This is a genomic window from Bacteroides sp. An279 (genome assembly GCF_002159615.1).
In the GTDB taxonomy this organism is placed as follows: Bacteria; Bacteroidota; Bacteroidia; order Bacteroidales; family Bacteroidaceae; genus Phocaeicola; species Phocaeicola intestinalis.
Genome location: NZ_NFJA01000094.1, coordinates 1 through 14,416 on the forward strand (window position 1 = coordinate 1; position 14,416 = coordinate 14,416).

Sequence of the window (14,416 nt, forward strand, 5' to 3'; positions counted from 1 at the left end):
CAGATTCCACCTCACGATGGACACCCTTGCTTTTGGCTGTATGATTCCCGCTATTAGGGCTCATTGGGGACTTGCACCCGTTAGCTAATACTCATGCCGAGCGTACTATAAAGGTGTCAGCACCCGGCACACATGCCCGAACTGCCACCGCAAAAGTTGTTTCGCCAAATACATCGATACGGAAAAGCAAATCAGCTTTCCCGACTATGTAGGGCGATGTAACCATGAACAAAAGTGCGGCTACAACTATACGCCCAAAATGTACTTTGACGAGAATCCTATTGCCAAAGAGCGATTGAGCGAAGAGTTTGTGCCAATATCAAAACCACGCATCAGTCTGCCTCCTGCACCATCCTTTATTGAGTCGGAAATCATGAGGCAGTCCCTGAAGCTGTATCACACGAACAAACTGTTTCAGTTCCTGAGTTTCCATTTCGGACAGGAGGCTACCGAAGAACTGATGTTGCGCTACCATGTGGGAACCTCAAAGCATTGGCCGGGAGCTACGGTCTTTTGGCAAGTCGATATTTCTGGACGGGTACGCACCGGAAAAGTGATGCTCTACAATCCTGAAAACGGAAGACGGATTAAAGAGCCGCACAACTACATCACGTGGGTACATTCCCTGTTGAAGAAAGAGAATTTCAACCTCCGGCAATGCCTGTTTGGAGAGCACCTTTTGTCATCTGACCAGCAGCGTCCGGTTGCCCTTGTGGAGAGTGAGAAAAGCGCTTTGATATCCAGCTTCTATCTGCCGCAATACCTCTGGATTGCTTCGGGCGGAAAGAACGGAGCGTTCAATCGGGATGCCATGAGCGTATTAAGAAACCGACGTGTTCTACTATTCCCCGACCTAGGGGCAACCTACTATTGGAATAGTAAAATGGAGATGATCCGGAGCCTGGGAATAGAAGTTTCACTCTTCGATTTTATGGAAAGAAACGCAACAAAAGAAGAACGTGATGCGGGTTATGACATCGCCGATTTTCTGCTGAGAGAAGAGACAAAGGACGCAATTTTCAATCGTCTTGTCACGTTGAATCCGGCCTTGAAAACATTGGTCGAGACTTTCGATTTGCAGCTTGTCAATGTGGAGAAAGCACCTCTTTCAGCAACGGTTCAACGTACTTGGAAAGGACTTTTCAAACGATGACTTTCAGATGTCTGATTCACTTCTTTTTCACTGGAGCAAGTTTATGCCGGTGTATTACATTTCCCGGCCACTTGCTCACCTCAAAAGAAGGTGAGACGGCTCCCGATGGTCACAATTATTAATCTCAAAAGCAAATATTATGGACAAGAAAAATACAGTTACAATCCGTCTTACAGACGAACAATTCGGCTGGCTCAGAGCACTCAGTCGACGCAGTAAACGCAGTCAAAGCGAAGTAGTGCGTTCACTTATCGAACACGGTACGGTACGTGAACGAATTACGAGAGAAAATCTTGACATCATCCGAAAACTGATTGGCGAAAGCACGAACCTGAACCAGCTTGCCAGACGAGCCAATGCTTACGGTTTTTATCGTGTGGCCGATGAGTGCAGTACCGCCGTTCAACAGATTTCACAACTCATAAAACAGCTCAAAGATGATAGGTAAAATTGTAAAGGGCACATCGTTTTCCGGGTGCGTAAACTATGTGCTGAAAGAAGATAAATCGCGCCTGTTGAAAGCGGTTGGTATCTACGGTTCGCCCGAAGAAATAGCGGAACAATTCGAGTTGCAGACTTTACTGAACGACAAGGTCAAGAACAAGGTCGGCCATATATCATTGAGCTTCTCCGCAGAAGACGGAGACCGCATCCGGGACGATGATGGGCTGATGTTGAGGATCGCCCACGACTATATGAAGCTGATGGGAATCGAGAACACGCAGTTCATCATCGCCCGGCATACTGACCGTGATCATCCGCATTGTCACATCGTTTACAACCGTGTGGATAATGACGGACGCACCATCAGCGACAAGAACGACCGCTACCGGAACGAAAAGGTTTGCAAGATGCTGACAGCCCGTTACCGTTTGCATTTTGCCGAAGGAAAAGAGCATGTCAATTTTATGCGGTTACGTCGTCATGACAAGGTAAAGTATTTTATCTATCATGCCTTAAAACGAGAGGTTCCGAACGCCCGAAGCTGGAGTGAGCTGCGACTGGCCTTACGGAAGTACGGAATTGATACGCAATGGAAGCTAAGTCGCACGACTGGAGAGATGCAAGGTGTCAAGTTCACATGTGACCAACTGACCTTTAGCGGTTCCAAGATTGACCGCCAATTCAGTTTTCTGAACATCGACCAAGAGCTGAGATATAACGCTCTTTCCGCTACCATGAACCAGCTTCAGGCACAAGCAGAAACCATACGCGAGGAACTTCGGCATGAATATCAGCAGGAGAATCATTCCGGTATTAGTCTGGGACTGTTCACTCCCTCTCCTACGGATTATGATACGGAGGAAGCGATACAGGCCAACCGGCTTAAAAAGAAGAAAAAGAAACCGAAACGCAAGCGAGGTTTCAGTCTATAATCAAATTTTTATTAACCATCAAAATTCAAATTATTATGAACTATTCCGATTTTATTTACGATTTCAATCTCTATTTGTGTGAGAGATTCGGTTACAGAAACTGTTGTTCCGTTATGCACAACGCCAACGGCATTTGTGTTTCTGTCCATGTAGGCGAAATGGATTTATACATCCGTTTCTGGGAATACAGTTGTGGTGTTGGCAGCATCCCCGACTGGAGCATTATCATTGTGCGCAGCAACTTCAAACGAAACCAACAGGAAAACCTGAAAGACCTTGCCCGTTTCTTCAAGGAGTACGCCCCGCGCTATGGTTACAAATACCTCTGCACCGAGGATGATGATTACAAGTATTATCAGACCCTTGGTTTGAAACTTATCCACAGAGGATTTTTCGGACAATATAATTATGGGTTGTCGTTGAAGGAATTAGAGGTGTAATATAGGTATCTTTATGAAGGAGAGGAAAAACCTCTCCTTCATAAAATCACACCGATAAATCATCGATTAAATTTAATATCTCCATTTTGCAAAAATTACAGCAGATAATCAACAGGGCAAACGCATCTAAATTTTGCATAAAGATTAAACATTGCTATCTTTGAAAGCAAAAAACGATGACAAGTCCTTTACCATTCTTTTCAGAGTTGACCGATCCTCGTGTTGACCGTACTAAAGCCCATATGTTGGAAGATATCCTGTTCATAGCCATAGCGTCCGTAATCTGCGGGGCGGAAAGCTGGAATGACATGGAGAATTTTGGCAAAGCCAAGGAAGGATGGCTCCGCACCTTTCTCCGCTTGCCTGAAGGCATCCCCTCTCATGACACGTTCAACCGCGTGTTCTCCGCCCTCAATCCCGAAGAGTTGGAATCCTCTTTCCTGTCGTGGACCCGTTCCGTTGCAGAACTGACAGACAATGAAGTGGTCAGCATTGACGGGAAAAGCATGCGCGGCACTCGTGAGCACGGCTCCAAAAGCATCGTCCACATGGTCAGCGCATGGGCCTCGGCGAATCATATCGTGCTCGGGCAGTTGAAGGTGGACGAGAAAAGCAACGAGATAACCGCCATTCCCAAGCTGTTGGATTTGCTTGTCGTCAAGGGATGCATCGTGACCATTGACGCAATGGGCTGTCAGAAAGACATCGTGTCCGCAATCGTTGAACAGGAGGCGAACTACCTGATTGCCGTAAAAGGGAATCAAGGCAGCCTTCAAGAGCAGGTGAAGGACAGCTTCCGTTTTCTGCCCGCCGTGTCCGTTTCAGAAGATACCGACTGCGGCCATGGGCGGGTTGAGACAAGACGATGTTCCGTCATCAGCGACTTGTCACTGATAGAACACAGGGAAGAATGGAAAAACCTGCGCTCCTTGATAAAGATAGAGACGGAACGTTACGACAAATGCCGACAGGCGACATTGAAGGAGACCAGACTGTATATTAGCAGTCTTGAGGCGGATGCGGACCTGATAAACAGGTCTGTCCGTTCCCATTGGGGAGTCGAGAACTCCCTTCATTGGGTGTTGGATGTCGCTTTCAACGAGGACCATAGCAGGAAGAGGGCTGGAAACGCAGCGCAAAACTTTTCGTTGATTAATAGAATCGCATTGAATCTGCTTAAGAACGAGAAGTCTGCCAAAGTCGGAGTCAGGGGAAAAAGGCTCAAAGCCGGATGGGACAATGATTATTTGCTGAAAATATTGACAGATTAGATGCGTTTGCCCTGAGATAATCAAAGCATATATGTAGATTATTAATTAAATTTGCTAACTTTGTAAATAATACACTATGATCAAATTAATGGAAAAAACAAAAATATATACATTCATAGATTTATTTGCTGGAGCAGGAGGACTTTCCGAAGGATTTGTAAGGGCTGGATTTACACCGCTTGCACACATTGAAATGGATAAGAATGCCTGCAACACATTAAAGACCAGATCTGCATTTCACTATCTTCAGAAAAATGGAATGCTGTCAATTTATGAAGACTATCTCAAACATAAGGAAGAAAGAACAGACGGACAAAAATTGTGGAATCAGGTTCCCAAAAGCATAATCGATACTACGATATGCGCTACTATTGGAGAGAACACTATTGATGGTATTTTCAAGAAAGTAGATCAGCTCAAAGGAAACAACAAAGTGGATATTATCATAGGGGGACCACCTTGCCAAGCGTATTCTGTCGCTGGAAGAGCTCGTATGGGTAAGAAAGTTGAGGAAGATCCTCGAAATGAATTGTACAAATATTACGTGCAATTTATTAAACGCTATGATCCCGAAATGTTCGTATTCGAGAATGTATTGGGACTACTGACCGCTAAGCGAGGTGAACCTTTCGCGGATCTTAAACGATTGGTTGAAGAACTCGGCTATGATATGGACTGTAAAGTTCAGGTTGCGTCCCAACATGGAGTATTGCAAAATCGGCAAAGAGTTATTATTGTAGGTTGGAAACGCATTGTAAAAGGGATAAAAAGTCCATATCATTATCCGGAACTTCCCGTGGAAAAGTGTCCTTATCAGGTTCTGCGGGATTTGTTCTCGGATTTGCCTGTGCGAAAAGCGGGAGAAGGAAAATTCAGCGAAGTCGTTTCGTATGTCAAACCTCTGTCCGAAATGCCGTACCTCAATAAGTCTGGAATACGTGGCAAGTTTAATTTTACAACTCAGCACGTTGCCAGACCAACAAATGAAAATGATCGAAAAATATACAAAATTGCTGTTGACAAGTGGTTAAATGAGCACCAGCGATTAAACTACGCGCAACTACCGATGGAGTTGCAGACTCATCGAAATACAAAGATTTTTCTTAATCGTTTCAATGTTGTCGATCCTTACGGATGCTGTCATACTGTAGTAGCGCACATAGCCATGGATGGCCATTACTATATTTATCCAACGTTAAATCCGACATTGGAAACAGTACGATCCATTACGGTTAGAGAGGCGGCTCGTCTACAATCATTTCCAGACGATTACTTTTTTGAAGGGAGCCGAACATCTGCCTTCAAACAGATTGGCAATGCCGTCCCCGTTGTATTGGCACAGAGAATTGCTGAAGCTATAAAAAAAATGTTATAATGATAGCAACGAAAAATATATATGCGACGATAGTAGCTTTCTATTTGGCAAAATATGATAAGATTGCCATTGAGCATCTAGGGTACAAATCTTTTTCAGAAGCATTTACTAAGTGTGCAGAAAAACTTGGGGCAAATAAAATATATATTAAACTTCGCCGAGATGAGTTTGATCCTGTATATAAGTGGAGAAAAGGTTGGTACAATAGGCCGATGCCCAAAATAATCAGTCGAACTATAGATTTGTTTGATCAGGAGTCTGAATCTGATATGTGTGCACTTGTATGGGATATTCTTGAACATAATAAAACAAAAAGCTGGAAACCAATAGTTTCTCAGATGTTAGACAAAAAACAGGATGCTCAGAGTGCCAGCTTTGCGTTACGGGTCATGACTGGCAAAAGAGCTGAAACACATTTCAAGGAGTATCATGCTCAAACAGGATTTCCAATATCTGGAGCTTTAGAAGATTGTACGGCAGAGGGATGTGGTTATGATTTTCGCATACATTCTGGATCAGAGAATTTTTGCATTGAGGTTAAGGGAATAACTGATGATTATGGGGGTATTCTTCTGACGGAAAAGGAATGGAAGACGGCCATGATCTGTGGTGAACGATATTATTTGTGTATTGTGAGCAATCTTGATTCAACACCAGAGTTTCAATTCATACGTGATCCTTATAACAGCCTTAAAGTTATTAAAAGATCGATACAGATAACTCAAACGACTTACTCGGTTTCTAAAGAAGAATTAATAAAAAATAAATAAAGGATGGATTTCTCTGTTTTAGGTACAGCTTCTGCTATTCCAAGAGCAGCAGCAATGATCGAAACATTTCGAGCCATTGGCTACACCTTGGAAACTGCCGTTGCGGATATCGTAGACAATTCGATATCCGCATCGGCTAAGAATGTATGGATCAATCGGATCTGGAAAGGAGGAAACTCCGTCATAACGATCATGGATGATGGGCATGGGATGACTGGAGACGAAATCATTCAGGCCATGCGACCTGGAGCACAGAATCCGCTGGAAAAACGTGCTGTAACTGATTTGGGACGTTTCGGTCTTGGTTTAAAAACCGCGTCATTTTCTCAATGTCGTACGCTGACAGTCATGAGCAAAATTCAAGGCCAGTCTCCTGAATTCTGGACTTGGAGTTTGGATCACGTTGCTCGCAGTGACCGATGGGAACTGATCCATTGGCTTCCTGAAGGTTTTGAGCATGAATTGGATGGTCTTACATCCGGTACCATTGTTATCTGGACAGATCCGGATCGGATTATACCGACTACAACAAAAATCGAGAACGAACATGCCAAACGAAAGTTTTCTGAAGCTTTCGATAGGGTTAAGAAGCATCTTTCAATGACTTTTCATCGTTTTCTTGAGACCAAATCCATCACAATACATTGGTGTGGGCATGAAATAGCTCCATGGAATCCTTTCTGTCCAAAGGAGAGTAAGGTACAGATCATGCCGTCTGAACAAATTGGAGAACATGTAACTGTTAAGGGGTTTATTTTGCCTCACAAAAATAATTTTTCTTCAGAAACAGCATACAAAGAAGCTGAAGGAATCTTCGGATTCTCTGCACACCAAGGCTTCTATGTCTATCGTGGGAACCGTTTGTTGTTGGCCGGAGACTGGCTGGGATTATTTCGCAAGGAAGAAGCCTACAAACTGGTACGAATACAAATTAATCTACCCAACAGTTTGGATTCTGATTGGCAGATAGACATCAGAAAGGCCAAAGCATTTCCTCCAGTGGGATGTAGACAGCAGCTTGAATCCTATGCCAGATTGGCTTGTAATAAGGGATCCGAAGTGTATAGGCACCGTGGGCGCATTCTGAAACAGAGGGCCGGACAGGATTTTCAAAGTCTGTGGTTGGAAAAGAAGAAGGACAACAAATGGTCCTTCATCGTCAATCGAGAGCATACGCTTATTCGTAACATACGTGAACTTGCTAAAGAGAACCCAGATTTGGCCATTGATATGCTACTGAAATTCGTAGAGGAATCCATACCAGCCAAAACCATTTATGTTCGGGAAGCTAACGATGACGATAGTCAAAAACAGCCCTATTCAGATATGGATCCTAAGTTGATTAACACAATGATAAGAAGAATCCATGAAGAACAACTCGCACAAGGCCTAACTCTGGAACAGTCTAAATTGGCTCTTAAACAAATGGAACCTTTCAATGAATACGAAGACTTAATAAATGAACTGCAATGAATGAATTGAACGATAAGGCAATAAATATATGTCAGGCAATAATCGGATTTAAACTTGGAGTGAGTGATGATGAAATAAATCAAGCTATTTCCGACGTTACCAGTATCCCCATGTATGCAGGACTGGACAAAACCGAATTAAAAAAGAGTCTGTTGGCTATCTACAATGTAAAAGTGGATACATACCAGATTCTGGAAGGACGTGATGCTCGGATTCCTTGGTTAAAAGAATTTAAAGCAGAGCGTCAATCAGAATGGCTTTTTTGGACCAGGTATAAAAGGTACTTGGCCGAACAAAAACATTTTGCGCCGGAGGTTATTTCACAATTGGACGATTTAACTGATCGTATTTTGGACAAGTTGTTTAATCCACAGCGCGATGATGTTATCATTAATAAGAAAGGACTTGTCGTTGGACAAGTGCAGTCTGGTAAAACGGCCAACTATACGGGACTTATTTGTAAAGCAGCCGATGCTGGATTCAATCTGATTATCATATTGGCCGGTATACACAATAATCTGAGAAGTCAGACACAGACCCGTATAGATGAAGGATTCTTGGGATTTGACACACAGAATACCAGAGCATACGACATGAATCGAACCATACGGATTGGAGTAGGACTTATTCCGGGATTTGACAATGCCATTGCCAATTCCTACACGACTAGTACAGAAAGAGGAGATTTTACTAAACAAGCAGCAAATACTGCCGGCTTCAACTTCAACAATCCACAGCCGATTATTCTTGTGATAAAGAAAAATGTATCTGTACTCAAACGATTATACAGTTGGTTAAAATCACAATCAACTCACGATATCATAGCCAACAAGTCCCTGCTTCTTATTGACGACGAAGCGGACAATGCCTCCATAAATACCAGTCGGGATGGTGATGACCCGACCGCCATAAATAAAAACATATGTAAGATCATCAAGTTGTTTAACCGGTCTGCCTATGTCGGTTACACGGCCACACCGTTTGCCAATATCTTTATTCCTCTTGACAAGGACGATCTTTTTCCAAAGGATTTCATTATAAACCTCCCGGCTCCGGACAACTACATTGGTCCTGAGAAGGTCTTTGGAACTTCGGCAAATCCCGATGGGAACGAAGATCTTTTGCCTATTGTCTTCCCGGTTACGGATAGTGATACATTCGTTCCTGCAGGGCATAGAAGAGATGATCCAAAACCAACCATAGATGATATTCCGGAATCGTTAAAAACGGCCATTAAGTGTTTTATTATTACTTGTTCCATACGCATTGCACGGGGGCAGGAAAACAAGCATAACTCCATGCTGATTCATGTGTCCCGTTTTCAGGCATGGCAAAATCACCTCAAGATAATCATTGATCGTCTATTCAAGTATTACAAGAGTGAAATCGAGGCGAATGATCCGACCATAATGGAAGAGTTTCGCCAAATTTTCGAGGAAGATACTCCAACCTATCGTTCGTATTGTAGCATTACCCGAGAAATTATGAATTCACCCGTTCTGTCCCGAGTTGACAACCGAATGAGGCTTCATACGTGGGATGAGATTAAGCCTCTGCTATATCGAGCGGTACAGAAAATTGAGGTCAAATCCATCAACGGTACATCTGGGGACAGTTTAACATATTATGAGAATGAAAAAAACGGCATTTCAGTTATTGCCATTGGAGGTGACAAGTTGTCTCGGGGTCTTACACTTGAGGGCCTGTCTGTAAGCTATTTCTTGCGCGCCTCAAAAATGTACGACACATTGATGCAGATGGGACGATGGTTCGGATATCGTCCCGGCTATGTGGACCTTTGTCGGCTCTTTACCAGTAACGAACTGAATGAATGGTATCGACACATAACTCTTGCCAGTGACGAACTGCGGGAAGAGTTCAGATATCTGGCAGAATCAGGTGGGACACCAGAGAACTATGCCCTGAAGGTTCGTACTCATCCTGGACAACTGCAGATAACATCCATATCCAAAATGCGCCATACAAGAAATATTCAGGTTTCATGGGCAGGTCGTCTTGTAGAGACCTATCAGTTGCTTCAGAATTCGATTTCCAAACGGAACAATCTGGCGGTAACGGACAGTCTTCTTTCGGAGCTTGGTACTCCAGACAGAATCAAGAGCGACTATCTGTGGACTGGTGTATCTTCTGATATCATATGTGACTATCTGTCTCGATTCCAACTTCCAGAATCCCTGACTAAGGTAAATCTGGATCTTATATGCGACTATATTAGGGAACTGAATGAAGTCGGAGAACTCATTTCCTGGAATATTGCCTTGATGAGTAAGAATGTCGATAAAAACACGTGTGTCCACACTTTCTCCAACGGCGTGCAAGTGGGTTGTTTTATTCGTAGACAGGCAAAAGATGCCCAGAATTCTAAGACATACTATATTCGTAAGAATCATATCGTCGGCAATCCAACGGATGAATTCATCGACCTTCCCGCTGACATGCTGTCGGATGCACTTGACGAGACGAGAGACCGAAAATTCAAAGCCGGTGAAGAGTGGAAACATGATTATCCCTCCCCCCAGCTCGTGAGACAAGAGTTCCGGTCAAAACAGACTCCATTACTTATGATTTATCCATTAAATCCTGCATTTTCAAATGTGTCAGGATTAACGGATACAACCACTGATACAAAAAACGATGAACCATTTATCGGATTCGCCATAGCATTTCCACATAGTGATACCAACAAGGCGGTCTCTTATGTCGCCAATCAGGTAACGGATTTTGCAATTACGGAGGAAAATTTCGATAACACCAACGATAATACTTATGATGAATAGTAATTCTATAATAGATATATGGGATAATCTGAGCATGGGAGAAGAAGTTGGACTCACCAAACGCAGAGTTCCAATTGAATCTCCTCTGTGCATATACGGAACATATCGATACCCAGATAATCTGTTTGGTATTGCATTCTCTTATAACAAAGATCTGACTATCCCTGTCGAACAATTTAGGAGTCTAAAAGAACTTAAAATTCAGCAGATGTCAGACAAAAGTTTTGAGTACAAAAACTTGTTGCTAATCCAACTGCTTCATACGGATTGTCTGGGAGTATTTGCAACATTATGTTCAGATTTAGTAAGTGCCGTAACAAGAGAGGTATCTGAAGATACGGCCATTCGTATTGTCTTAAATCAACTTGAAAAGTGGAGAACCTTGTTTGATCGTGGCCTCGCATCCGGTCTTACACCAAGTGAACAACAAGGCTTGTATGGTGAACTTCATCTTTTGTCTCGCATGTTGCGCCGAAATGCTATCAACAAGACGGATATTGTTAGTTTCTGGGTTGGCTGCGACAAAGCCATGAGAGACTTCCAAGGTGAAGATTGGGCTATAGAAGTAAAGACTACGGCAACAAACAGCTCAGACCGACTTATCATCAATGGTGAACGCCAATTGGATAGTACGTTAATTAACAGACTGTTTCTATATCATCTTTCCGTTGAAGTCTCTAGAAAAAATGGACAGACATTAAATAAGGAAGTTGAGGATCTGAGAAAAATGTTATCGGACGACGCGATTGCATTACACAATTTCAATTCCTGTTTGACACATGCAGGATATTTTAATGAACATGCCTCCTTGTATCAGGATCGTTGTTATAGGATTCGCAGTGAACAGACTTATCGCATATCAGGAAATTTCCCTAGAATAGTGGAGCAAGAGCTACGCACTGGAGTCAGCAATGTTACATATACTATCAATACGTCCGCTTGCAAAGAATATGAGGTAAATGATACGGAACTCTTTAAAAATACAATTGGCCATGAAAGAGATTGAGAAGTTTTATCAGTCATTGATGCAAGACGTTGTTGCCATGCAGTCTGGTGATGAAGAGGGCAACACTCAAGAGCAGATATTTACTCGAATATGCTTGGATATGCTGGCTGGTGCTGCTGAAACGGAAAATGTTTCGGTCGCTTATGACGAACGTGATTTGAGAAAAAAAGGCCAGCATAAGATAAACGGGTATGCAATCTCGGACAATTACGAAACCGTAGATCTTTTTATTACCCTCTACGCAAACACCATGGAAGCTCGGACAATATCCAAAGGAGAGATAGATACAGCTGCCAAAATGATAACGAATTTTTTTCGCCGAGCCGTATACAACGATTATGTAAATGAAGTTGCAGAATCTTCCGAAATCTTTGAATTCGCAAATACGCTGGCCAATTATGCGGAACTGCGTAACAATTTGATTCGCGTAAATGCCTTCATCCTGACGAACGGCGTGTACAAGGGAGAACTGCCAGCCAGCCAGACCATTTGCGGATACAACATCTACTACAAAGTTATAGACATAGAGTTCCTTTATAAGATTTCCGAACAAGCTGGAGTTCCCATAGAGTTGGATTTTGAGAACCTTGACGGACACAAATATGAAATTCCATGTCTTGCTGCCAATCTGAGCAATTCGGATTATGAAGCATATGTTGCCATTATGTCTGGAGAATGTTTAGCCAAACTTTATGAATGCTATGGTGCTCGTTTACTTGAACAGAACGTGCGTTCGTTTCTTCAGTTTACGGGAAAAATCAATAAGGGAATACGTGAAACCATCAAGAATGAGCCTCACATGTTTCTGGCATATAACAACGGTATTGCTGCAACTGCTGATCATATTGAACTGGATGAGACAAAACATTTCATCAGACACATCAGTAATCTCCAGATTGTCAATGGAGGTCAGACGACAGCTTCCATCTATAATACAGCAAAAAAGGATAAGGCTGACATTTCCCAAATTCAAGTCCAAGTAAAACTGTCCGTCATCAAGGACAAGGATCAGTACGCGGAAATTGTTTCACGTATATCGCGCTATGCCAATACTCAGAACAAAGTCAATGATGCTGACTTCTCGGCCAACAATCCGGCTCTTGTAGAAATCGAACGAATCTCAAGATACGTATTTGCTCCCGCAACTCCGACCAACAATTTACAGACAGTGTGGTTCTTTGAACGGGCTCGTGGACAATACAAGACCTTACGAGCCAAGGAAGGCTTTACCAAATCCCGACAAAAGGCTTTTGATCTAAAATATCCAAAGAAGCAGGTTGTGACGAAAGTAGAACTTGCCAAATATGTCAATGCTTGGCAGGAGATTTATAATGGCAAAAATCTGGCTGTTGGGCCTCATATCGTCGTTCGGGGAAATGAAAAGAACTATGCACGTTTCATAAACTATAATCTTCCGGATGCCAAACATATTGATGTCGCATGGTTTGAGGACACAATAGCCAAGGCAATTCTCTTCAAGACCGCAGACAAACGTTATGGAACCAAACTTTCAGGAAATCATATTGGTGAATTGAAACAAGTTGTCGTTCCGTATACCTTGTCTCTCTTGAATATCATTACAGAGGGACAATTGGATTTGTATCGAATCTGGAAAAACCAATCAATATCGCCGGCATTGTCGGATTTTATATATGATTTGATGAAACAAGTCAACGAGTTTATTCTTAGAGAATCCCCTGTTTCTCACTATATCGAATGGGCAAAAAAAGAAGAGTGCTGGTTAAAAGTTCGTTTAAATAATTGGACCTATGATCTCGATGAGATACAACAAGATTTTATTGATGAGAAGAATCCTCCCAAACGCAACCACAAAAACGATGGTGAAGATGAAGAGTTGGAGAAACGGCATAAGGAGGATATCATACGGGCCATCCCTTTTTCCCTCTGGAAGAAGATAGAGGCGTGGGGACGTGATACGGAAATGCTGCAGCCGACCTTAACTTCTATGGCAAGTGATATTGCATATAAAATCAAGAATAATCGTAAACTGAACGACAATGATATCTCCAGAGGATATCTGATTTATGAAAATGTCTGGCAACATAACCCAGAACTTCTTGAGGAAGCGGATAATTTGGCGGAATTGGATCGTATAAAAGCAAGCGAAAGCGCAAATGCCATATCCAACCAAGTAGACTGTCGCGATGAAATTACGTTGGAACTAATCAAAAAAATGGTGGAATGGGACAAACGACGGCGAATCCTTGAAGATTGGAAATGGAAAGCCATGAAGGATGTCGCCGATGGAATAAAACCATTGACAGACAGGATGAAGTATGCCTTCTATTTCAATTTGCAGAAGTTAAGGAAGGCTGGATTTTCAAATTGACGATTGATATGGATATTTGGAGCCGAGAGAAAATATCTGAAGTCATGTCCCGAATCAGAAATAAGGGTACGAAACCGGAAATTATGCTCCGCAAGGCTCTTTTTGCCCGCGGATTTCGCTATCGTGTCAATGTCAAAAGTCTTCTAGGAAAACCGGATATAGTTCTGCCACGATACAAAACTGTAATTTTCGTTCATGGATGTTTCTGGCACGGACATCCTGGTTGTAAATATGCATATACTCCCAAAAGCAATACGGAATTCTGGATTAACAAAATATCAAGTAACCGAGAACGGTAAGCATTCGATAAACTACAGTCATTAAATATCTATATAATGATAGCGACTGTTACTATTGGATTCATAGTGACAGTCGCTATAGTTTTGTTGAACCTGTATGTTGAC

The 14,416-nt window shown here is 42.5% G+C and carries 10 protein-coding genes and 2 pseudogenes; all 12 read left to right on the forward strand.

Annotated features, from left to right (window positions below):
* Positions 1-106: 106 nt before the first annotated feature.
* Positions 107-1,153, forward strand: a pseudogene (locus B5F78_RS13790) (DUF6371 domain-containing protein); the annotation flags it as partial.
* Between the two features lie 139 nt (positions 1,154-1,292).
* Entirely contained in the window at positions 1,293-1,601 is a 309-nt protein-coding gene (locus B5F78_RS13795; protein WP_005646264.1) for a MobC family plasmid mobilization relaxosome protein, read from the forward strand.
* Positions 1,591-2,529 carry a relaxase/mobilization nuclease domain-containing protein gene (locus B5F78_RS13800; RefSeq protein ID WP_087406988.1) on the forward strand — a complete coding sequence of 313 codons (939 nt, stop codon included), beginning with the start codon at positions 1,591-1,593 and terminating at the stop codon, positions 2,527-2,529. The genes B5F78_RS13795 and B5F78_RS13800 overlap by 11 nt, the downstream gene beginning before the upstream one ends.
* A 35-nt stretch (positions 2,530-2,564) precedes the next feature.
* A complete protein-coding gene (locus B5F78_RS13805) occupies positions 2,565-2,969 on the forward strand; it encodes a hypothetical protein (RefSeq protein WP_071149446.1) in 405 nt (134 codons plus the stop codon).
* 176 nt (positions 2,970-3,145) lie between these two features.
* Complete coding sequence (locus B5F78_RS13810; protein ID WP_087406989.1) at positions 3,146-4,240, forward strand: ISAs1 family transposase; 1,095 nt, start codon at positions 3,146-3,148, stop codon at positions 4,238-4,240.
* A gap of 76 nt (positions 4,241-4,316) precedes the next feature.
* Complete coding sequence (locus B5F78_RS13815; protein ID WP_235340357.1) at positions 4,317-5,615, forward strand: DNA cytosine methyltransferase; 1,299 nt, start codon at positions 4,317-4,319, stop codon at positions 5,613-5,615.
* Positions 5,615-6,385 (forward strand): DUF3883 domain-containing protein, encoded by a 771-nt coding sequence (locus tag B5F78_RS13820; protein WP_071149445.1) that lies wholly within the window; start codon positions 5,615-5,617, stop codon positions 6,383-6,385. Before B5F78_RS13815 ends, B5F78_RS13820 begins: the two co-directional genes overlap by 1 nt.
* Before the next feature lie 3 nt (positions 6,386-6,388).
* Complete coding sequence (locus B5F78_RS13825; protein ID WP_071149444.1) at positions 6,389-7,858, forward strand: ATP-binding protein; 1,470 nt, start codon at positions 6,389-6,391, stop codon at positions 7,856-7,858.
* The gene (locus B5F78_RS13830; RefSeq protein WP_204502701.1) at positions 7,855-10,656 is read left to right on the forward strand and encodes a Z1 domain-containing protein; all 2,802 of its coding nucleotides are present in this window, start codon (positions 7,855-7,857) and stop codon (positions 10,654-10,656) included. Before B5F78_RS13825 ends, B5F78_RS13830 begins: the two co-directional genes overlap by 4 nt.
* Positions 10,646-11,662 carry a PD-(D/E)XK motif protein gene (locus B5F78_RS13835; protein WP_071149443.1) on the forward strand — a complete coding sequence of 339 codons (1,017 nt, stop codon included), beginning with the start codon at positions 10,646-10,648 and terminating at the stop codon, positions 11,660-11,662. The genes B5F78_RS13830 and B5F78_RS13835 overlap by 11 nt, the downstream gene beginning before the upstream one ends.
* Complete coding sequence (locus tag B5F78_RS13840) at positions 11,649-14,012, forward strand: AIPR family protein (protein ID WP_087406990.1); 2,364 nt, start codon at positions 11,649-11,651, stop codon at positions 14,010-14,012. Before B5F78_RS13835 ends, B5F78_RS13840 begins: the two co-directional genes overlap by 14 nt.
* 8 nt (positions 14,013-14,020) lie before the next feature.
* A pseudogene (locus tag B5F78_RS13845) lies at positions 14,021-14,308 on the forward strand (very short patch repair endonuclease); the annotation flags it as partial.
* Positions 14,309-14,416 lie beyond the last annotated feature (108 nt).

Excerpts from the sequence above, each read along its gene's own strand:
- B5F78_RS13820 (WP_071149445.1), top strand. The coding sequence starts at position 5,615 with ATGATAGCAACGAAAAATATATATGCGACGATAGTAGCTTTCTATTTG.
- B5F78_RS13830 (WP_204502701.1), top strand. The coding sequence starts at position 7,855 with ATGAATGAATTGAACGATAAGGCAATAAATATATGTCAGGCAATAATC.
- B5F78_RS13835 (WP_071149443.1), top strand. The coding sequence starts at position 10,646 with ATGATGAATAGTAATTCTATAATAGATATATGGGATAATCTGAGCATG.
- B5F78_RS13810 (WP_087406989.1), top strand. The coding sequence starts at position 3,146 with ATGACAAGTCCTTTACCATTCTTTTCAGAGTTGACCGATCCTCGTGTT.
- B5F78_RS13805 (WP_071149446.1), top strand. The coding sequence starts at position 2,565 with ATGAACTATTCCGATTTTATTTACGATTTCAATCTCTATTTGTGTGAG.
- B5F78_RS13815 (WP_235340357.1), top strand. The coding sequence starts at position 4,317 with ATGATCAAATTAATGGAAAAAACAAAAATATATACATTCATAGATTTA.
- B5F78_RS13840 (WP_087406990.1), top strand. The coding sequence starts at position 11,649 with ATGAAAGAGATTGAGAAGTTTTATCAGTCATTGATGCAAGACGTTGTT.
- B5F78_RS13795 (WP_005646264.1), top strand. The coding sequence starts at position 1,293 with ATGGACAAGAAAAATACAGTTACAATCCGTCTTACAGACGAACAATTC.
- B5F78_RS13800 (WP_087406988.1), top strand. The coding sequence starts at position 1,591 with ATGATAGGTAAAATTGTAAAGGGCACATCGTTTTCCGGGTGCGTAAAC.
- B5F78_RS13825 (WP_071149444.1), top strand. The coding sequence starts at position 6,389 with ATGGATTTCTCTGTTTTAGGTACAGCTTCTGCTATTCCAAGAGCAGCA.